The organism is Hydrogenophaga sp., from assembly GCF_022844385.1.
Classification (GTDB): Bacteria; Pseudomonadota; Gammaproteobacteria; order Burkholderiales; family Burkholderiaceae_C; genus Hydrogenophaga.
On record NZ_JALHLX010000034.1, the window covers coordinates 10,644 to 29,410 of the forward strand.

18 protein-coding genes are annotated in these 18,767 nt (G+C 65.2%); 11 read left to right on the forward strand and 7 right to left on the reverse strand.

The features are described 5' to 3' along the window. Positions 1 to 88 precede the first annotated feature (88 nt). A complete protein-coding gene (locus Q0C59_RS08675) occupies positions 89 to 436 on the reverse strand; it encodes a TA system antitoxin ParD family protein (protein WP_291214147.1) in 348 nt (115 codons plus the stop codon). Between the two features lie 85 nt (positions 437 to 521). Between Q0C59_RS08675 and Q0C59_RS08680 the strand changes: the two genes are divergently transcribed. Then, entirely contained in the window at positions 522 to 1,226 is a 705-nt protein-coding gene (locus Q0C59_RS08680) for a cold shock and DUF1294 domain-containing protein (RefSeq protein WP_291214149.1), read from the forward strand. A 3-nt stretch (positions 1,227 to 1,229) separates the two neighbouring features. Here the strand turns inward: Q0C59_RS08680 and Q0C59_RS08685 are convergent, their stop codons facing one another. The 4 genes from Q0C59_RS08685 to Q0C59_RS08700 all read right to left on the reverse strand — a co-directional run bounded on the left by Q0C59_RS08685 (position 1,230) and on the right by Q0C59_RS08700 (position 5,857). After that, positions 1,230 to 3,566, reverse strand: a complete 2,337-nt coding sequence (locus Q0C59_RS08685; protein ID WP_291214151.1) for a YgiQ family radical SAM protein — start codon at positions 3,564 to 3,566, stop codon at positions 1,230 to 1,232. Positions 3,567 to 3,631: 65 nt separating this feature from the next. After that, positions 3,632 to 4,108, reverse strand: a complete 477-nt coding sequence (locus Q0C59_RS08690) for a MarR family winged helix-turn-helix transcriptional regulator (protein ID WP_291214153.1) — start codon at positions 4,106 to 4,108, stop codon at positions 3,632 to 3,634. After that, complete coding sequence (locus Q0C59_RS08695; RefSeq protein ID WP_291214155.1) at positions 4,098 to 4,295, reverse strand: hypothetical protein; 198 nt, start codon at positions 4,293 to 4,295, stop codon at positions 4,098 to 4,100. Before Q0C59_RS08695 ends, Q0C59_RS08690 begins: the two co-directional genes overlap by 11 nt. Beyond that, positions 4,292 to 5,857 (reverse strand): FAD-dependent oxidoreductase, encoded by a 1,566-nt coding sequence (locus tag Q0C59_RS08700; protein ID WP_407066550.1) that lies wholly within the window; start codon positions 5,855 to 5,857, stop codon positions 4,292 to 4,294. The genes Q0C59_RS08695 and Q0C59_RS08700 overlap by 4 nt, the downstream gene beginning before the upstream one ends. Positions 5,858 to 5,979: 122 nt before the next feature. Here Q0C59_RS08700 and Q0C59_RS08705 point away from each other — a divergent pair, with 122 nt between their 5' ends. From Q0C59_RS08705 to Q0C59_RS08730, 6 genes are all read left to right on the forward strand, one after another. Then, a complete protein-coding gene (locus Q0C59_RS08705) occupies positions 5,980 to 6,894 on the forward strand; it encodes a crotonase/enoyl-CoA hydratase family protein (protein WP_291214159.1) in 915 nt (304 codons plus the stop codon). A gap of 102 nt (positions 6,895 to 6,996) precedes the next feature. Further along, positions 6,997 to 7,554: a polymer-forming cytoskeletal protein gene (locus tag Q0C59_RS08710; protein ID WP_291214161.1), complete on the forward strand. Its 558-nt coding sequence runs from the start codon at positions 6,997 to 6,999 to the stop codon at positions 7,552 to 7,554. Positions 7,555 to 7,622: 68 nt separating this feature from the next. Further along, complete coding sequence (locus Q0C59_RS08715; RefSeq protein WP_366518818.1) at positions 7,623 to 9,365, forward strand: AAA family ATPase; 1,743 nt, start codon at positions 7,623 to 7,625, stop codon at positions 9,363 to 9,365. A gap of 5 nt (positions 9,366 to 9,370) precedes the next feature. Next, positions 9,371 to 10,105 carry a general secretion pathway protein GspB gene (locus Q0C59_RS08720; protein ID WP_291214163.1) on the forward strand — a complete coding sequence of 245 codons (735 nt, stop codon included), beginning with the start codon at positions 9,371 to 9,373 and terminating at the stop codon, positions 10,103 to 10,105. Between the two features lie 3 nt (positions 10,106 to 10,108). Further along, positions 10,109 to 10,738 (forward strand): ATP-binding cassette domain-containing protein, encoded by a 630-nt coding sequence (locus Q0C59_RS08725; protein WP_291214165.1) that lies wholly within the window; start codon positions 10,109 to 10,111, stop codon positions 10,736 to 10,738. A 109-nt stretch (positions 10,739 to 10,847) separates the two neighbouring features. Further along, on the forward strand, positions 10,848 to 11,243 hold the full coding sequence (locus tag Q0C59_RS08730; RefSeq protein WP_291214167.1) for a hypothetical protein: 396 nt from the start codon (positions 10,848 to 10,850) through the stop codon (positions 11,241 to 11,243). Positions 11,244 to 11,260: 17 nt separating this feature from the next. Here the strand turns inward: Q0C59_RS08730 and Q0C59_RS08735 are convergent, their stop codons facing one another. Then, the gene (locus tag Q0C59_RS08735; RefSeq protein WP_291214169.1) at positions 11,261 to 12,250 is read right to left on the reverse strand and encodes a LysR family transcriptional regulator; all 990 of its coding nucleotides are present in this window, start codon (positions 12,248 to 12,250) and stop codon (positions 11,261 to 11,263) included. Positions 12,251 to 12,399: 149 nt separating this feature from the next. Beyond that, on the reverse strand, positions 12,400 to 13,554 hold the full coding sequence (locus Q0C59_RS08740) for an acyl-CoA dehydrogenase family protein (RefSeq protein ID WP_291214171.1): 1,155 nt from the start codon (positions 13,552 to 13,554) through the stop codon (positions 12,400 to 12,402). Between the two features lie 108 nt (positions 13,555 to 13,662). Here Q0C59_RS08740 and Q0C59_RS08745 point away from each other — a divergent pair, with 108 nt between their 5' ends. From Q0C59_RS08745 to Q0C59_RS08760, 4 genes are all read left to right on the forward strand, one after another. Beyond that, the gene (locus Q0C59_RS08745) at positions 13,663 to 14,868 is read left to right on the forward strand and encodes an acetyl-CoA C-acetyltransferase (RefSeq protein WP_291214173.1); all 1,206 of its coding nucleotides are present in this window, start codon (positions 13,663 to 13,665) and stop codon (positions 14,866 to 14,868) included. Positions 14,869 to 14,886: 18 nt separating this feature from the next. Further along, positions 14,887 to 17,043 (forward strand): 3-hydroxyacyl-CoA dehydrogenase NAD-binding domain-containing protein, encoded by a 2,157-nt coding sequence (locus Q0C59_RS08750; protein WP_291214175.1) that lies wholly within the window; start codon positions 14,887 to 14,889, stop codon positions 17,041 to 17,043. Between the two features lie 2 nt (positions 17,044 to 17,045). Next, positions 17,046 to 17,789 carry a 3-oxoacyl-ACP reductase FabG gene (gene fabG, locus Q0C59_RS08755; RefSeq protein ID WP_291214177.1) on the forward strand — a complete coding sequence of 248 codons (744 nt, stop codon included), beginning with the start codon at positions 17,046 to 17,048 and terminating at the stop codon, positions 17,787 to 17,789. A gap of 131 nt (positions 17,790 to 17,920) precedes the next feature. Further along, a partial coding sequence (locus Q0C59_RS08760) for a GAF domain-containing protein (RefSeq protein ID WP_291214179.1) occupies positions 17,921 to 18,767 on the forward strand: 847 nt, incomplete at its 3' end.

The window sequence follows — 18,767 nt, forward strand, 5'->3', positions numbered from 1 at the left end:
GGGATCAGCTCCTCGGCCACGGCGGCGCGGTAGAGCGTGGACTTGCCGGCGCCGTTGGGCCCGGCGAGCAGGTAAAAGACCGGTGGCGTCACGCAGCGCGGCGGGCGGCGGGGGCTTTGCTGCGGTTGTCCTGCACAGTCTGGCGAACCGCCTGGGCCAGCCGGCCGCTGGATTCGGCAGCCAGGAAGCGCGCCTCGATGGCATCCAGCGGATCGGCCGGCACCGCGTGCCGCGCGGCGGCGTCGTAGCGGGCAATGGCCTCGCGCGCTTCCTGCACGGTGAGGCCGGTCTCTTCGGCGATGCGCCCGAGCGTGGCCCAGTACTCGATTTGCCCGGCGACCGAGCGCCGCTGTGGCTGCGCCGCCTCACGCGCTTGCTGAACCAGCCCGGCGGGCAGCTTGACAGAGGAAAATGCAGAACCGGTGGCGGTGGACATGAAACATCTCCTGTTTGGCGCATTTTGCGCCATTCGGGATGACCTGGCAAGCCACCACCCCTCCTTCGATCCATCACTCAACACCATGCGAAAACAGGGAACCGTGGTCCGCTGGGATCCTGCCAAGGCGTTCGGCTTCATCCGCAGCGAGCAAACCGCCGCCGACATCTTTTTTCATGTGCGGGACTTCAGTGGCCACCAGCCACCCAGCGAAGGGCTGCCGGTCACGTTCCAGGAGATCCATGTGGGCGGCAAGGGACCGCGCGCGCTGTCGGTGGAGCCATTGCGCAACGAGGTGAAGACGCCGTTCGAGGTGCCCAAGCCCTTGACGCCCCCCGAGGCCGAACTGCTGCCGCGCACCGCGCCCGCCAAAAGATCCCCCTTGCCACGCGAGAAGCGCCGTGAAGAGCTGCCGCTGTGGATCGGCCTGGGGCTGATCGCCTTCTGGCTGCTGCTGTGGCTGGTGGGCATCGGCCTGGGCCGCTTTCCCTGGGTGATCCTGACCGCCGTGGTGCTGATCAACCTGGGCACGTTCTACATGTACTGGCGCGACAAGGACGCCGCCATCAACGAGACCCAACGCACACCCGAAGACCAGCTTCACGCGCTGGCACTCGTCGGTGGTTGGCCGGGAGCCTGGTTTGCGCAGCAGATCCTGCGCCACAAGACGAGCAAGCAGAAGTTCCGGCTGTACTACTGGACCACGGTGGCGTTGAACACGTTGGCGCTGCTGGCCTGGATCGTGTCGCCCGCATTCACCGACTCGCCACCTCCGCCGCCGTCCACCTGAACCTCAGCGCGACTTGCGCTTGCCCGCCCCAACGGGCGAACCCGGGCGCCCGGCACCGGTCACCCGCGGCGGCAAACCGGTGTGCTGCGTGAGCAGGCGGCCAGCCGCGGGTTGCACCGTTTTGCCCACCGGCGTGCTGTTCTTGCGGCGCGCACTCTGGTAGCTGCCATCCGTCATCGGCTGGAAGGTGGGGATCAGGTGGTGCTTGCCGTTGCCGATCAAATCCGCGCGGCCCATGGTTTTCAGCGCTTCGCGCAGCAGCGGCCAGTTGTTCGAATCGTGATAGCGCAGAAACGCCTTGTGCAGGCGGCGGCGCTTGTCGCCGCGCACGATGTCCACCCGCTCGGCACGCTGCGCATCGCGGCTGATGCCCTTGAGCGGATTCAGGTTGGTGTGGTACATCGCCGTGGCGGTGGCCATGGGGCTGGGGTAGAAGGTCTGCACCTGGTCGGCGCGAAAGCCGTTCTTCTTCAGCCAGACCGCGAGGTTCATCATGTCTTCGTCGCTGGTGCCGGGGTGGGCGGCGATGAAGTACGGAATGAGGTACTGCTTCTTGCCTGCCTCTTCGCTGAACTTCTCGAACAGCTGCTTGAACTTGTCGTAGCTGCCGATGCCGGGCTTCATCATCTTGGACAGCGGCCCGCCCTCGGTGTGCTCGGGCGCGATCTTGAGGTAACCGCCGACGTGGTGCTGCACCAGTTCCTTCACGTACTCCGGGCTCTTGATGGCCAGGTCGTAGCGCAAACCGGAGCCGATCAGCACCTTCTTGATGCCGCGCAGTTCGCGCGCCCTCTTGTAGATCTTGATCAGCGGGCCGTGGTCGGTGGTGAGGTTGGAGCAGATGCCGGGGTAGACGCAGCTGGGCTTGCGGCAGGCGGCCTCAATCTCCGGCGTCTTGCAGCCCAGGCGGTACATGTTGGCGGTCGGGCCGCCGAGGTCGGACACCACGCCGGTGAAGCCTTCCACCTTGTCGCGGATGTCTTCCACCTCCTTGATGATCGATTCTTCCGAGCGGCTCTGGATGATGCGGCCCTCGTGCTCGGTGATCGAGCAGAAGGTGCAGCCGCCGAAGCAGCCACGCATGATGTTCACGCTGAAGCGGATCATTTCCCAGGCCGGGATCTTGGTCGCGCCGTCGTGCTTGCCGTGCTCGTCGGCGTAGGCCGGGTGCGGGCTGCGGGCGTACGGCAGATCGAAGACAAAGTCCATCTCGGCCGTGGTCAGCGGAATCGGCGGCGGGTTGATCCACACGTCGCGTGCGGTTGCGCCTTCGCCGTGCGCCTGCACCAGCGCGCGGGCGTTGCCGGGGTTGGTTTCCAGGTGCAGCACGCGGTTGGCGTGGGCATAGAGCACAGCGTCGCTCTTGACCTGCTCGTAGCTGGGCAGGCGGATCACGCTGCGATCGCGCGCGGGGGGCTTGCGTCTGCTCTGCAGGGCGGGGTTGGGCACGAACTTCAGCGGCTGGATGGCCGGGTTGGCCATTGCGGGCTCGGCATTGCCATCGTCCTTCGAGCACGTCTCCCCTTGCGCCTGCGCCTGCTCGCTGGTCGTCAGGTACGGGTTGATGTGATCTTCCACGCGGCCCGGCATGTCCACCTCGGTCGAGTCGATCTCGATCCAGCCCTCCGCCGTGGGGTCACCAGGGCGCCGCACAAACGCGGTACCGCGCACGTCGGTGATGCGCTCGATCGGCTCACGCGCGGCGATGCGGTGCGCCACCTCGACCAAGGCGCGCTCGGCGTTGCCGTAGAGCAGCAGGTCGCACTTGCTGTCCACCACGATGCTGCGGCGCACCTTGTCGCTCCAGTAGTCGTAGTGGGCGATGCGGCGCAAGCTGCCTTCAATGCCGCCGAGCACGATGGGCACGTCCTTGAAGGCCTCGCGGCAGCGCTGGCTGTAAACGATGGCCGCGCGGTCGGGCCGTTTGCCGCCCACGTCGCCCGGTGTGTAGGCGTCGTCGCTGCGGATCTTGCGGTCCGCCGTGTAGCGGTTGATCATGGAATCCATGTTCCCGGCGGTCACGCCCCAGAACAGGTTGGGCTTGCCCAGGGCCTTGAAGGGCTCGGCGCTCTGCCAGTCGGGCTGGGCGATGATGCCCACGCGAAAGCCCTGCGCTTCCAGCACACGCCCCACCACCGCCATGCCGAAGCTGGGGTGGTCCACATACGCGTCGCCCGTCACCAGAATGATGTCGCAGCTGTCCCAGCCCAGCTTCTCCATCTCGGCGCGGCTCATGGGCAGCATGGGCGCCACACCGAAGCGCTTGGCCCAGTAAGGGCGGTAGCTGGTGATCGGCTTGGCAGCGCGAGCGAAAAAGGAGACGTCGATGGGGGCGTTCATGGGGTGACACAGACCCGGAGCGCGGGTGGGTGGAAAACCCTCGATTTTACGGGCTGCCCCTGATTTCAGGGGGTTGCAGGGCTACTGCCCTCCGGCCGGGCGTGGGCATGGGCGATGAGGCGGTCGAGCATGGCTTCCAGCTGGCGCTGCTCGGCCTCTGACAAACAGCCAAAGATGTCCGCGTTGCGCCGTTCGATCAGCTGCATCACCCGCTTCCACAGCGGCCGGCCGGTGCGCGTGAGCCTGAGCACCACGCCCCGCGCATCCGTTTCACTGGCCGACTTCAGCACCAGATCGCGCTCCACCAGCATCTGCGCGGCCCGGCTGGCCTGGGCCTTGTCGAGGTTGGCTTGCGCAGCGAGGTCTTTCACCGACAGCGGCGCGAACTGACCGATGGCGGCCAGGCAGCGCGCTTCGCCCACACCCAGCCCGAAGACGTTGGCGTAAGCGTCGATGGACTGCCGGTCGGTTAGTTTGGCCAGGCGATGCAGGCGCCAGGTGAGGAAATCCTGCAGCGCGGGCGGTGGCGTGTCAGTGGCCATCACCGGCTCCGTCGGCGCACTGGCGCTCGGCATGCGCCATCAGCGGCAGCACCTCGTCGGCCTGCTGCAGGCGGGCCATCAGCGACAGGCTGAGCATGGAGAGGAACAGCAGAGCCTTGTCCTCACCCACTCGGGTGAGGGCTTCGCACAGTGCGCTGTAGCTGCGGTCCAGGTCGGCGTCGGTCATGCGAACACTCCGGTGGTGGTCAGACTTTTGAGCAGGGGCGCGGGATCGTGGCCGTGCCAGCGGCCCATCACGTACCCGTCGGGACGCACGAGCACCAGGGCCTTGTCCTGTGCTCCTGAAAGTCCGTATCGCTGCCAGGCTTGCCCGTGCACGTCCGTCGCAGCGTCGATGCCCAGCGACTCCAGGCCTGGCAAGGACGGCGCTGGTTGGTCAACAGAACCGAACGTGAGCACCAGAAAGTCCCGACCGAAACGGCTGCTGAGGTGAAAGGCGCCCTGGCCGTCCTGCAGCAAGGCTTCGGGTGCCGGTGATCCCGGGGCAGCCATGTCGTGACTCCAGCCGTCAGTGGCAACCGCGTTCAACGGCGAGCCCACGTAGGTGATGGGCGTGGACTGGCGCGGGTTGATGAGCGATCGCACCTGCGCATCGCCCTCGGCCAGCCGCAGCGTGGCCTCGCGCATCAGCTTGTAGGCGAAGTTGGGCGGCGCCATGAACTCGGTGCTCTTGGCGCCGTAGGCGATGTTTTCGCGCGTGGCGTGCACGCGCTCGGTGGAATACGAATCCAGCAAGGAGTGGGGCGACTGCCCGCGCACCACGCGCGCCAGCTTCCAGGCCAGGTTGCCTGCGTCGTCCAGCCCCGAGTTGAGGCCACGCACGCCGAAGATGGGCACGAGGTGCGCCGCATCGCCCGCGAACATCACCCGCCCGTGGCGGTAGCTCGGCAGCGTGAGGCACTTGGCGTTGTAGATCGATATCCACAACGGCTCCCAGGGCTCGTCTTCACCGATCATGGCCAAGTGGCTCTGCACACGCGGCAGCACGTTCTCGGGCTTCACCGCCTCCAGCGGGTCTTCGTCGTCGCGGATCTGGTAGTCGATGCGCCAGACGTCGTCGGGCTGGCGGTGCATGAGGATGGTGGAGCCGGGGTTGGACGGCGGGTCGAACCAGGCCAGGCGCTCCACCGCGCGGCGCGTCTTCTGCACCACGTCGACGATCACGTATTTGCCGTCGTACTGCGTGCCTTCGAGCTGCAGGCCAAGCTGCTCACGCACCGTGCTGCGCCCGCCGTCGCAAGCCACCAGCCAGTCGGCGCGAACGGTCTGCAGGCCTTCGGGTGTGATCACCTCGACCTCAACCCCACCGTCCTCCGGTTTCACCGCACTCACACGGCTGGCCCATTGCACCTGAGCCGGTTTGGCCCCGCTTTGCGCGGCCCGGTGGGCGAACTCTTCCACATAAAACTGCTGGATGTTGACCATGGGTGCGTACCGCTGCGTCGGCTCACTCGGCATCTGGAAATGAAGCACCTCGTTGTGACGCCAATAGCTGCGACCGCCCACCCAGCTGAGGCCCTTGTCCACCAGTGCCTTGTCTGCGCCCGCCCAACCCAGGATCTCCTGCGAACGGCGCGACATGCAGATGGCGCGGCTTCCGGTGCAATAGCTCTCATCGGCCTCGATCACGAGGTTGGCGATGCCCTGGGCCGACAACAAGGCCGAGAGGGTGAGGCCAACAGGGCCGCCGCCGGCGATCAACACGGGAACATGGGCAGGCAGGGTCATGGACGGTCTCTTCATTTTGGTTGCGTGCGCAACTGTATGACCGTTTGGTTGTATGCGCAACCTTTTTCAGGCAAGCCTGAGTTGCCTCTGGCTATCATCCAAAAAAAACCCAGGAGACACACATGCCCACCTTCACCACCCTGCGCATCGACAAGCACGACCAGCAGCCCCGCGTGGCCCGCCTGCTGCTCAACCGGCCCGAGCGGCTCAATGCCATCAACGACGAGATGCCGCGCGAGATCCGCGCTGCGGTGGACTGGGCCAACGCCGACGACGAGGTGCACGTGATCGTGGTGGAAGGCGCGGGCAAGGGCTTCTGCGGCGGCTACGACCTCTCGCTGTTCGGCGAAGGCGAGATCGACCACCCCTGCCAGCAGGAGCGCGCGCCCTGGGACCCGATGGTCGATTACGCGTACATGAAGCGCAACACCGAGGACTTCATGGCACTGTGGCGCAGCCCCAAGCCCACCATTGCCAAGGTGCACGGTGCGGCGGTGGCCGGGGGCAGCGACATCGCGCTGTGCTGCGACCTGATGGTGATGGCCGAAGACGCGCGCATCGGCTACATGCCCACCCGTGTGTGGGGCTGTCCCACCACCGCCATGTGGACCTACCGGCTGGGCGCCATGCGTGCCAAAGAGATGATGTTCACCGGCAACGTGATCGATGGCCGCACCGCCGCCGCCTGGGGCCTGGCCAACGAGTCCGTGCCGCTGGAACGGCTGGAAGCCGTGACGATGGCGCTGGCCGAACGCATCGCCGGCGTGCCGCGCTCGCACCTGGCCATGCAAAAGATGGTGGTCAACCAGGCCATGCTCACCATGGGGCTTGAGCAGACGCAGATGATGGCCACGGTGTTCGACGGCATCACGCGCCACAACCCCGAAGGCGTGTGGTTTCGCCGGTACGCACAGGAAGCAGGCTTCAAGGATGCGGTGCAGTGGCGCGACAGCGGCAAGCCGATTCCTGAAGGCGACGAGGCACGTGCCCTTGTCCGTGAAATGGAATCGCGCAAGCGGGCCGCACCGGAAAAGTGAAACAGCTTGTACGGTTCATCTCGTTACCCCTCTTACGGAACCACCCCGAATGTAAGCGGCGCCGCACTTAGCATGGCTGCTTCACTTTTTGAAGGAGCTGGCATGGCACTGCACTTTGGCAAACGCGACGTTGATCAACCGAAACCTCTCAACCAAGGCATGGCAACGCCGCGCTACGGACAAAGCACCGGCGGCACGGCAACCCCCTCACAGCCAACGCCACCGTTGCAAACGACGCCCGATGTGGACCTGACACCCAATGCGCCCATCAGCGGCACAGTTGGCGCGCCCGAAGGCGGCAGCAAGCTCACCGTGGGTCCCAACATCAAGCTCAAGGGCGTGGAGATCACCGATTGCGACACGCTGGTGGTTGAAGGCATGGTCGAAGCGACCATGGACTCGCGCGTGATCCAGATCGCCCAGCAGGGTGAGTTCAAAGGCTCTGCCGAAATCGACATTGCCGAGATTCGCGGCGTGTTCGACGGCAACCTGACCGTGCGCAACAAGCTGGTGATCTATTCCACCGGCAAGGTGACCGGTCGCATCCGCTACGGCAAGGTCGTGATCGAAGAAGGTGGCCAGCTCTCGGGTGACATCGAGTGCTCGGTCAACGCCGGCAGCAAGACCAGCGCCAAACACGCCATGGCCCTGGCGGCCTGATCTCACGCCTCGCTCAGGCGCAGGGCTGCTCCAGTCCTGCGCCTTTGTCCGTCCACAGTGGCAGCGGTATGCTCGTGGACATGTATGCCGAGTTTTTCGGGCTCAAACAGAGCCCGTTTTCCATTGCACCGGACCCCCGCTACCTCTTCATGAGCGAGCGCCACCGGGAAGCCCTGGCGCATCTGCTCTACGGCATCCAGGGTGGGGGCGGCTTCGTTCTGCTCAGTGGGGAAATCGGCGCCGGCAAGACCACGGTGTGTCGCTGCTTCCTGGAACAGCTGCCCGAGAACTGCCGGGTCGCCTACATCTTCAATCCCAAGCTCACCGTCAGCGACCTGCTCAAGACGATCTGCAGCGAGTTTCACATCGAGGTGAAGCACGAAGGCATCGGCCCGGCCACCATCAAGGACCACCTCGATCCGCTCAACGCCTACCTGCTGGCCAGCCACGCACGCGGCGAGCGCAACGTCCTCATCATCGACGAGGCACAGAACCTCACGCCGTACGTGCTGGAGCAATTGCGCCTGCTGACCAACCTGGAGACCAGCGAGCGCAAGCTTCTGCAGATCATCCTGATCGGTCAACCCGAGTTGCGCACCATCCTGGCCAAGCCCGAACTCGAACAACTCGCCCAACGCGTGATTGCGCGTTTTCACCTTGGAACGCTCGACAAGGCCGAGACCCTGCAATACATCCAGCACCGCATGCAGGTGGCGGGTCTGCGCGGGCCACTGCCTTTTTCCAAACAAGCGGTGGCCCGCATCCACGACCTGGCGCGCGGCGTACCCCGGCGCATCAACTTGCTGTGCGACCGTGCCCTGTTGGGGGCGTACGCCAGCGGCGCCCCGCAGGTGGTGGCTGCGGTGGTCGAGAAGGCGGCCCGGGAGGTCTTCGAGGGTGAAGTGGTCGGCACGCCGGCCAGTGGTTCTGTGGCCAACCTGCGTGCCCTGCCAGCCTGGCTGGCTACCCTGGGCGCCGGCGCGCTGGGTGGTGCGGTGGTGGCTGGTGCCTTCTTCTGGTGGTGGAGCACCGCGCAAGCACCTGTGCTCCAGCCGGTGAACTCAGGCGCAGCGACCGTCGCCCCACCCGTTGCGGCCGGCGCGCCGGTTGCGGCCACAACGTCCGCCCGCGAGCCCGAAGCAGACGCACCACCGGCCGCCGGTGCACCCGCCCTGTCCGACCCTCCTTCTGAGGAGGCTCGCCCCATTACCGACGGCGCACCCGCTTTCGGTTCATTGATCGACAACGAGGCCGCCGCGTGGCGCGAGCTCGGTCCGTTCTGGGGTCAGGCCCTGGCCGGTGGTGATCCCTGCGCCAATGCCCAGCAGAACCAGCTGCAGTGTTACCGCACCGACCGCATGACCATCAACGGCCTGCGCCAGCTCAACCGCCCCGGCATCCTCGTGCTGCGGGGCGCCGGGCAAGGCGCCGGACGCGTCCTGGTGACGGAGATGACGCTCGACAGCGTGGTCCTGCAATCCGGCGAGCAACGCTGGCGTCTGCCCCTGACCGCCCTGGCCGACCTGTGGCGCGGCGAGTTCGCCACGCTCTGGCGCACGCCACCCGGGCAGACCGGCAGACTGGTGGATGGCCGCGACGGCCCTGCCGCCCTATGGTTGGGCGAACGCATCGCCAGTCTGCAGACCGAGGGCCGCGTCCCGCCTTCGGCCAGCGACCTAGACGCGCGTGTCAAGGCGTTTCAACGATCACAAGGTGTGGACGCGGCCGGCGTTGCGGGGCCGATCACTTTCATGCAGGTCAACCTCGCCAGCGGAGTCGAAGAACCCCGGCTCCTTGCCCTCAAGCCCTGAACCGCATGTCCTACATCCTTGACGCACTCCAGAAGGCCGAAGCCGAGCGCGAGCGAGGCCGCGTGCCCGGACTCAAAAGCCAACTCGTGCCCCCGGCCAGCCGTGAACGCGCGAGTGCCCCCGCCTTGAGGCCCTGGCACTTGGTGGGAGCATTGGCGTTCGTTCTGCTGGCCCTGGGAGTCTGGTGGTGGACAGCTGCGCCCGACGCAGCGCCGGCTGCCCCCCTGGCGGCTCCCGCAGCTTCTGCACCGCCACCCAACGCCGTGACCGCAGCAGCACCACCCGTGGCGCAAACCCTGCCAGATCCAGCCGCTGCGCCTGCTCCCCCAGAGGATCGTGCCGTCTCGCCAGCAGAGCCCGTGCTGCCTATCCTGGCGCCGCCGCGCCCTGCGCCTGCCGCGCCCAAGGCGCCTGCAGCGGACAGCGCCCCGCCGGTCCAGGCCCCGACAGCCGCGCCGGCCGGCAACGGGGCCACCGCCACAGCACCGCCTGCGGCGCAGGCAGCGGCCCCGGCGATCCCCTCGTTTGGCCAGCTCTCTGCCGAAGCCCGGGCCCAGCTTCCTGCGGTCAACGTGAGCGGCTCCACCTACTCGCAGAACCCGGCGCTGCGCATGCTGATCGCCAACGGCAAAGTGGTGCAGGAGGGCCAGGACATCGCGCCCGGCCTGCGGCTGGAGACCATCGGTCCCCGCAGCGCGGTGCTCAACCACCAGGGCCTTCGCTACAGCATCGGTTACTGAGGCATGGAGCTGCCCGACACCGATGCCGTGCTGACGGTCCAAGGGCTGCACTTCAGCTGGCCAGACATTCCGCTGTTCAATGACCTGAACCTGATGCTGCCCGCAGGCTTGTCGGTGGTGTCCGGAGAAGAGAGCTGCGGCAAGACCACGCTGTTGCGCCTGCTGTCGGGCGACCTGCCAGCCGACAGCGGATCCATCGTGCTGCGCGGCTTTGCGACCCAGTCGCTGAGCGCGCATGTGTTTCGCACCGAGCCACGCAGCGACGCACTCGATGCGACCAGTGCGAAAAGCTGGTGGGCCAGCCTGCCAGCGCGCTACCCCCACTTCAACGTGCGCCTGGCCAATGGGTTGGCCCACGGCTTTGCGCTGGAGCCTCACATCGAGAAACCGATGTACATGCTCTCCGCCGGCAGCAAACGCAAGGTCTGGCTGTGCGCTGCCTTCGCAGCTGGTACCCCCCTCACGTTGATCGACGAACCGTTTGCCGCACTCGACACGGCCTCCATCCGCTTTCTGCGAGGCCTGCTGGAAGAAGCGTCGAGCCACCACGACCGCGCCTGGGTGCTGGCCGATCACACGCCGCCCGAGGGGCTTGTGTTGAGGACACAACTGGTTCTGTCAACGCCCGATTGATTTTCCCTATTCAGTTTTGCGACATGGCCTTCGCCAAAGGCGACATGGACGCCAGCCCGTTGCGCTTTTAAATTTCCTCCATCGAAAAAACGGTCAACGGAGGAAGTCCATGTCACCCAAACAACCCGCTCGCAACCCCTGGCGCACCAACGCTTTGCCCTCGGCTGCACACTCATCGCATTCGACCAGGGCCCCCAACAGCGCCTTCAACACCGGCTTTCGCGAATGGCTGCGCAAGATCACTTCCGCCACGGACGACGCCACCAAGCTGGCCTGCGAACAGCTGCGGCTGGAACAGGTGAAAAAGTTGATCGGTGACCTGCTCGGCGCACACGTGTCCGACATGTCCGCCCGCGATCTGAGGGTCTACCTGCGGATCGTGCTCGCCTCGCAGATGGACAGCGTTCGAGAGGTGCGATTTGAATGTTTTGACCTGATGTGCCGCAAGATCAGCGAGCAAGTGGCCGTGCGCCAGCTGCAGCAACTGGATGACCTGATCGCCTGAGGCGCCAGGCCTGTGCCTCAGCGGGCGATCTGGCCCACCGCACCCTGCGGGCTGTCTCCAACGGTCACCGGCTCTTCCGCCACCGCCGACAGGAACTCCCGCAACTGAAGACGAAGCCACCGATGCGGCTTGCTGTTGTGGGTCCGCTGGTGCCAGATCATGTTCACAGGCATCGTGGGCCACTCGAAGTCGTTGGGCAATGGCACGCTGCGGATGCGCGGATTGCTGCGTTCGAGCTGTCTGGCTTGCTGGCGGCTGGTGGTCACCAGCCGGTCGGTGCGGGCCAGCAGTTCCGAACACAGATGCCACGAATTGACGATGGTCGTTCTGCGGGGCGGGAACCCACGCGCTTCCAGCTCCAGGTCGATGGGACTTCGCCGTCCGCCGTGGCGCTTGAGGAAGGTGATCAACAAATGCTCCTCGGCCTGGTATTGCGCCAGTGTGAGCGTGTCACGGATGCGGGGATGGTCCACGGCCACACAGCAATGGGTGATGTGGAAATGTTTGACGGTTTCCCGATAGAGATCGCGCGCATCGGCTGGCGGCTCGTAGTGGCTGCACACCACGTCCACCGCGCCAGCGCGCAGCGCCTCCACATCGGCCGGGCCGTTGGCGGGCGCATGGATGTCCAGCCCCAGCTTGGGCGCCTTGCGCGTGATGCTGCGGTAGAGCTCGGCGAGTTCGGTTTCGCCAAACGCGTCATAGCACGACATGATGATGTGTGAATCGCAGTCCAGCGGATTGAAGACCCAGGCGTTGTTGCTCACGTCCTTCCAGAGTTCAACCATCTGCTGAAAGACACCGTAGGCGCCGTCGGCGTAAGGGGTCAGCTGGTAGCGGTTTTTCTCACGAACGCAGAGGTCGTCGTTGAGCACATTGCGCAGGCGGGTGAGTGCCTGGCTGGCGGCCGACGGCGTGATGTTCATGCGCGACGCCGCCTCGGTCAGGCTCTGGCTCTCGATGAGCTCGCAAAACAAGGCCAGCTGCTTGATGTCGACGTTTTTCATGAATCCACCCTCCCATTGCGAAACACGGGCGGATCATACTTTTTAACTACTTATAGTCAACCGCGAGGCGGGACACGCGGCCAAATAAATACGTTCGGCGGTGCAGGGAGCGGTGACATCCGTCGACTTCCGCACAGGTGGGCGGGTGCTCAGCGCCCGCCCAGTCCCATGGCGCGCGAGATCACCTCTTTCATGATCTCGTTGGTGCCGCCGTAGATACGCTGCACACGCGCATCGGCGTAGGCCCGGGTGATGGGGTATTCCCACATGTAGCCGTAGCCGCCGAAGAGCTGCACACATTCGTCCATCACCTTGCACTGCAGATCGGAGCACCAGTACTTGGCCATGCTGGCGGTGGCGGTGTCGAGTTTGTCCACGTTGACCAGTTCGCAGCACTTGTCGACAAACACCCGCGCCACCTGCACTTCGGTCTGCAGCTCGGCGAGTTTGTAGCGGGTGTTTTGAAACGCGGCCACCGCCTGGCCAAACACCTTGCGGTCTTTGGTGTACTCGACCGTCCAGTCGATCGCGGCTTGCGCGGCGGCCACTGCGCCGATGGCGATCTGCAGCCGCTCCCAGGGCAGTTGCTCCATCAGGCAGATGAAACCCTTGCCCTCGCCTCCCAGCAGGTTCCCGGCCGGTACCTTCACGTTGTCAAAGAACAGTTCGGACGTGTCCTGCGCCTTCATGCCCAGCTTCTTCAGGCGCTTGCCCTTCTCGAAGCCCGGCATGCCGCGTTCTACCAACAAAAGGCTGGTGCCCTTGGCACCCGCGCTCGGGTCGGTCTTGGCCACCACGATCACCAGATCGGCATGCCAGCCGTTGGTGATGAAGGTCTTGCTGCCGTTGAGCAGGTAACTGCCATCGGCCTGCTTGATGGCGGTGGACTTCACACCCTGCAGATCGCTGCCGGCAGCGGGTTCGCTCATGGCGATGGCGCCCACCATCTCGCCTGTGGCCAGCTTGGGCAGGTACTTCTGCTTCTGCGCCTCGGTGCCGTAGTGGAGGATGTACGGCGCCACGATTTCGCTGTGCAGGCCGAAGCCGATGCCGGTGAAACCGGTGCGCGCGATCTCCTCCATCTGCACCACCGAATACAGCTTGTCGGCCTCGGAGCCACCAAAGGCCTCGGGCAGCGTCATGCAGAGAAAACCGTTCTCACCGGCCTTGCTCCACACCGCACGGTCCACGTAGCCCTGCTCTTCCCAGGCCTCGTGGTGGGGCGCGATTTCCTTCTCGACGAACCTGCGAAAGCTGTCGCGGAAGGCTTCGTGGTCGGCGTTGAACAGGGTGCGTTCGATCATGTGTCACCTATCAGACTGGGAGAACTGGGAGAGAGGGAATTTGACAAAGCAGATGCTTGGCAAAAGTCTATACTGATTCGCGGCACCCGCCTTCCCACAGGAGACACCATGAGCGAAGCATTCCTATTTGATGCCGTGCGCACACCGCGCGGCAAGGGCAAGAAAGACGGCAGCCTGCACGAGGTCAAGCCGATCGACCTGCTGGCCGGTGTGTTGACCCACCTGCAGCAGCGCAACGGATTCGACACCGCGGCAGTGGACGACGTGGTCATGGGCGTGGTCTCGCCCATTGGCGAACAGGGGTCGGTGATTGCCAAGGTGGCCGCGCTCAAAGCCGGCTGGGACTGGCGCTGCTCGGGCGTGCAGCTCAACCGCTTCTGCGCCTCCGGTCTTGAGGCCGTGAACATGGCGGCCATGAAGGTGAAGAGCGGCTGGGAAGACCTGGTGGTGGCCGGCGGCGTGGAAAGCATGAGCCGCGTGCCCATCGGCTCCGACGGCGGCGCCTGGGCGCAAGACCCGGCCACCAACAGCGACACGCTGTTCGTGCCCCAGGGCATCGGCGCGGATCTGATTGCCACGATGGAAGGCTTCAGCCGTGACGACGTGGACGCCTTCGCGCTCGAGTCGCAAAAGCGCGCCGCAGCCGCGCGCGCCGCGGGTTATTTCAAGGGCTCGATCGTGCCGGTCACCGACTTCCTCGGCCAGACCATCCTGGACGAGGACGAGTTCATCAAACCGCACACCACGCTGGAGGGGCTGGCCGCGCTCAGGCCAGCGTTCGAGCAGCTCGGCGGCATGGGGTTTGATGCCGTGGCACTGCAGCGCTACCCGCAGGTCGAACGCATCCACCATGTGCACCACGCAGGCAATTCCTCAGGCATCGTCGACGGCGCCACCGCGGTGCTGATCGGCAGCGAGGCTGCGGGCAAGACACACGGCCTCACGCCGCGCGCGCGCATTGTGTCGGTGGCGCTCTCGGGCGCCGACCCCACCATCATGCTCACCGGTCCGATGCCGGCGGCGCGCAAGGCGCTGGCCAAGGCGGGCCTGACCATCGACCAGATCGACCTGTTCGAAGTGAACGAGGCCTTTGCGGCCGTGCCCATGAAGTTCATGAAAGAGCTGGGCGTGCCGCACGAGAAGGTGAACGTGAACGGTGGCGCGATCGCCATGGGGCATCCGCTGGGCGCCACCGGGGCGATGATTCTGGGCACCTTGGTTGACGAGTTGCACCGTCGGCAATTGCGCTACGGCCTCGCCACGCTGTGTGTGGGCGGCGGCATGGGTATCGCAACCATCGTTGAGCGCGTCTGAACTGCAAGCCGAAACAACATGAAAACCATCCGCTACGAACTGCACGACGGCATCGCCACCCTCACCTTCGACGAGCCCGGCTCGCCGGTGAACACCATGTGCGCCGACTGGCAGCGCGACCTGAGCACCGCCACCGGCCTGGTGGTGAGCGACAAGGCATTGATCAAGGGCATCATCCTGGCCTCTGCCAAGAGCACCTTCTTCGCCGGCGCCGATCTCAAGAGCACCATGCGCCTGACACCGGCCGATGCACCGCGCGTGTTCGCCGAAATCGAGCAAACCAAGAAGAACTTTCGCACCCTGGAAACCCTGGGTGTGCCGGTGGTGAGCTGCATCAACGGCGCGGCGCTGGGGGGCGGCTGGGAAGTGGCGCTGGTGGGCCACCACCGCGTGGCGGTGGACAACCCCAAGATCCAGCTCGGCCTGCCCGAGATCACGCTGGGCCTGATTCCCGGCGCCACCGGCATCACCAAGATGACACGCCTGCTGGGCTTGATGGGCGCACAGCCATTCATTCTGGAAAGCAAGCTGTTCAACCCGCGCGAAGCACTCGACCTTGGCCTGGTGCACGAACTGGTGCCCGCCAACGGCGACGATGTGTCGGCCTCGCTGCGCACAGCCGCTCTGCTGTGGATAGCGGCCAACCCCAAGGCGCAACACCCCTGGGACGCGAAGGATTACAAGATTCCGGGCGGCACACCGGCCAACCCCAAGATCGCCGGCATGCTGACCGTGGCGCCAGCCATGCTCAAGCAGAAAACACGCGGCCTCTACCCGGCGCCCGAAGCTGCGCTGGCGGCCATGGCCGAAGGCGCGATGGTGGACTACGACACAGCCACGCGCATCGAAAGCCGCTACCTCGCCAAGCTCATCGTGAGTCCGGTGGCGCGCAACATGATCAACACGTTCTTCTTCAACATGAACGCGATCAAGAGCGGGCAATCGCGTCCGAAGGATGTGCCGCGCTACAAGTCGAAGAAGGTCGGCATCCTCGGCGCCGGCATGATGGGTGCGGGCATCGCCTACGCCCAGGCCAGCCGCGGCATCGAGACTGTGCTGGAAGACGTGAGCCTGGAGAACGCGCAGCGCGGCAAGGCCTACAGCGTGAAGCTCACCCAGCCGCGCGTGGACAAGGGCCGCATGAGCCCGCACGACCAGCAAGCCCTGCTGGAGCGCATCACACCCACCGCGCACCCGGCCGATCTGCAAGGTTGTGACCTGATCATCGAAGCGGTGTTCGAGAACCGCGAGCTCAAGGCCGCCGTGACGCGCGAAGCCGAGCCCATGCTGGCCGAGGGTGGTTTCTTCGCCAGCAACACCTCCACCCTGCCCATCTCAAGCCTGGCGCAGGCCAGCGTCAACCCGGCCAAGTTCGTCGGCATCCACTTCTTCAGCCCGGTGGACAAGATGAAGCTGGTGGAGATCATCCGCGGCAAGGAAACAGACGACGAAACGGTGGCACGCGCCTACGACTATGTGCAGGCGCTGGGCAAGCTGCCCATCGTGGTCAACGACTCACGTGGCTTCTACACCAGCCGCACGTTCGGCACCTTCGTGATGGAAGGCGCGGCCATGCTGGGCGAAGGCATTCCCGCGCCGGTGATCGAAAACGCCTCCATGCAGGCCGGCATGCCGGTAGGACCGCTGGCCGTGCTGGACGAAACCGCACTGTCACTTTCGGTGCATGTGCTCGACCAGACCCGCGATGACTTCCATGCCGAGGGCAAGACCTATGAGGCCACGCCGGGCGAACTGCTGGTGGAGCGCATGGTGAAGGAACTCAAACGCGCCGGTCGGGCCGCTGGCGGTGGCTTCTACGACTACCCGGCCGGGCAAAAGAAGGCCCTGTGGCCCGAGCTCAAGACGCTGTTCGAGAAGCCCGCGCACGCCTGGGACCTGCAGGAAGTGAAGGACCGATTGCTCTACCGCCAGGCAGTGGAGACTGCGCGCTGCCTGGCCGAGGGAGTGCTCACCAGCGTGCACGACGGCAACATCGGTTCCATCTTCGGCATCGGCTTTCCGGCCTGGGCCGGTGGTGCGCTGCAATTCATCTACGGCATGGGCATTGACGCGTTTGAGGCGCGCTGCGCCCAGCTCGCCGGGAAGTTCGGTCCCGGCTTCGCACTCAGCGAAGACGTGAAACGCGCCGTCCGCCACCACCAACCCGTCTACTGAACATGAAGCGTCTCGAAGGAAAGATCAGTCTCATCACCGGCGCGGCACAAGGCATTGGCCTGGCCACCGCCATCAAGTTTGCGCAGGAGGGCGCGGTGGTCATCGTCTGCGACGTGAAGCAGGCCGCGGTGGACGTGGCGGTGCAGCAATGCGAAGCGCTGGGCGCACAGGCCGTGGGTTTCGTGATGGACGTGACCCAGCGCGACATGGTCGACGCGGTGGTGGCGCGGGTGATGGAGCGCTTCGGCCGCATCGACGTGCTGGTGAACAACGCCGGCATCACACAGGACGCCCGGCTGCAGAAAATGACGCTGGAGCAGTTCGACCGCGTGATCGACGTGAACCTGCGCGGCGTGTTCCATTGCGCGCAGGCCGTGGCCGAACACATGACCGCGCAGGGCAGCGGCGTCATCCTCAACGCCTCGTCGGTGGTGGGCATTTACGGCAATTTCGGCCAGACCAACTACGCCGCCAGCAAGTTCGGCGTGATCGGCTTCACCAAAACCTGGAGCCGCGAGCTCGGCCCCAAAGGCATCCGCGTGAATGCCGTGGCTCCCGGCTTCATTGCCACACCCATCCTCTCCACAATTCCGGACAAGGTGATCGCCGAGATGGAACACCGCGTGCCCCTGCGCCGGTTGGGTCAGCCCGAAGAAATCGCCAATGTCTATGCGTTCCTGGCGAGCGACGAAGCGAGGTACATCAACGGTGCGGTCATCGAGGTGTCGGGCGGCATGTCGGTTTGAGCGAAGGGCGGACCCGCAGTGGTTCGCTGTGCGGGCGTGTCGAAGTGGACGCCGTGGGGTATATCGTTCGGTAAAGTGTATGCAAAACAAGGGGCTGTGTTACAACTCGGCGTTGTTCTGAACGCTCAGCCATGGTCACCTCTCCGATCCCCGTCAACGAACCACAAAGGCTGGCCCGACTGCGCGGCCTCGGCGTCCTCGACACCCTGCCAGAAAAGGCCTTTGAAGATATCTCGGCGCTGGCGCAGATGATCTGCGGCACGCCCATGGCACTCATCAGCCTGATCGACGAGGACCGGCAGTGGTTCAAGTCGCGTATCGGCATCGAAGTGCATGAAACGTCCCGGGAAGTTGCCCTTTGCTCTCATGCGATCCTTGACCAGGACCACGTCATGGTGATCGAAGACCTGCTGCAGGACCCGCGTTTCAGCAGGAACCCCTTGGTGACGGGCGCCCCGGACGCCCGGTTTTATGCCGGGGCCCCCATCGTCACCCACGACGGTCTCGCGCTGGGCACCGTGTGTGTGCTCGATACCAGAGCCCGCAAGCTCGACGCTGGTCAGATCGACGCCCTGCAACGGCTCGCCAGTCTGGTCATCAACCTGCTGGAACACGAGTCGGTGCGTGTTGAAGAAGCCACGCGCAGCCAGGAAGCCTGGCATCTCCAGCACCAGGAACTGACCGCCATGGCCATCGCCGGCCTGGACCTGCAGGTCTACATCGACCCCGCCTACCTCATTCAACACGTGAACGACACCTTCCTGGCCTACTGGGGAGGCACCCGGGAACAGGTCATCGGACGCAGCATGGCGGAACACGTGGGCGAAGACGCGTTTCGAACCATCATCCAGCCCCAACTGGACCGGGCACTTGCAGGCGAGGCCGTGTCGTACAGCCGCAAGACCGACTTTCCCGTGCGCGGCACCCGCCATGTGGAGGTGGCCTTGCTGCCCGTGCGCAACGCGCAGGGCGTCATCG

What these genes read in the sequence shown, in the direction of transcription:
- Q0C59_RS08675 (WP_291214147.1), bottom strand. Translation starts at nt 436, where the DNA reads ATGTCCACCGCCACCGGTTCTGCATTTTCCTCTGTCAAGCTGCCCGCC.
- Q0C59_RS08680 (WP_291214149.1), top strand. Translation starts at nt 522, where the DNA reads ATGCGAAAACAGGGAACCGTGGTCCGCTGGGATCCTGCCAAGGCGTTC.
- Q0C59_RS08685 (WP_291214151.1), bottom strand. Translation starts at nt 3,566, where the DNA reads ATGAACGCCCCCATCGACGTCTCCTTTTTCGCTCGCGCTGCCAAGCCG.
- Q0C59_RS08690 (WP_291214153.1), bottom strand. Translation starts at nt 4,108, where the DNA reads ATGGCCACTGACACGCCACCGCCCGCGCTGCAGGATTTCCTCACCTGG.
- Q0C59_RS08695 (WP_291214155.1), bottom strand. Translation starts at nt 4,295, where the DNA reads ATGACCGACGCCGACCTGGACCGCAGCTACAGCGCACTGTGCGAAGCC.
- Q0C59_RS08700 (WP_407066550.1), bottom strand. Translation starts at nt 5,857, where the DNA reads ATGACCCTGCCTGCCCATGTTCCCGTGTTGATCGCCGGCGGCGGCCCT.
- Q0C59_RS08705 (WP_291214159.1), top strand. Translation starts at nt 5,980, where the DNA reads ATGCCCACCTTCACCACCCTGCGCATCGACAAGCACGACCAGCAGCCC.
- Q0C59_RS08710 (WP_291214161.1), top strand. Translation starts at nt 6,997, where the DNA reads ATGGCACTGCACTTTGGCAAACGCGACGTTGATCAACCGAAACCTCTC.
- Q0C59_RS08715 (WP_366518818.1), top strand. Translation starts at nt 7,623, where the DNA reads ATGCTCGTGGACATGTATGCCGAGTTTTTCGGGCTCAAACAGAGCCCG.
- Q0C59_RS08720 (WP_291214163.1), top strand. Translation starts at nt 9,371, where the DNA reads ATGTCCTACATCCTTGACGCACTCCAGAAGGCCGAAGCCGAGCGCGAG.
- Q0C59_RS08725 (WP_291214165.1), top strand. Translation starts at nt 10,109, where the DNA reads ATGGAGCTGCCCGACACCGATGCCGTGCTGACGGTCCAAGGGCTGCAC.
- Q0C59_RS08730 (WP_291214167.1), top strand. Translation starts at nt 10,848, where the DNA reads ATGTCACCCAAACAACCCGCTCGCAACCCCTGGCGCACCAACGCTTTG.
- Q0C59_RS08735 (WP_291214169.1), bottom strand. Translation starts at nt 12,250, where the DNA reads ATGAAAAACGTCGACATCAAGCAGCTGGCCTTGTTTTGCGAGCTCATC.
- Q0C59_RS08740 (WP_291214171.1), bottom strand. Translation starts at nt 13,554, where the DNA reads ATGATCGAACGCACCCTGTTCAACGCCGACCACGAAGCCTTCCGCGAC.
- Q0C59_RS08745 (WP_291214173.1), top strand. Translation starts at nt 13,663, where the DNA reads ATGAGCGAAGCATTCCTATTTGATGCCGTGCGCACACCGCGCGGCAAG.
- Q0C59_RS08750 (WP_291214175.1), top strand. Translation starts at nt 14,887, where the DNA reads ATGAAAACCATCCGCTACGAACTGCACGACGGCATCGCCACCCTCACC.
- fabG (WP_291214177.1), top strand. Translation starts at nt 17,046, where the DNA reads ATGAAGCGTCTCGAAGGAAAGATCAGTCTCATCACCGGCGCGGCACAA.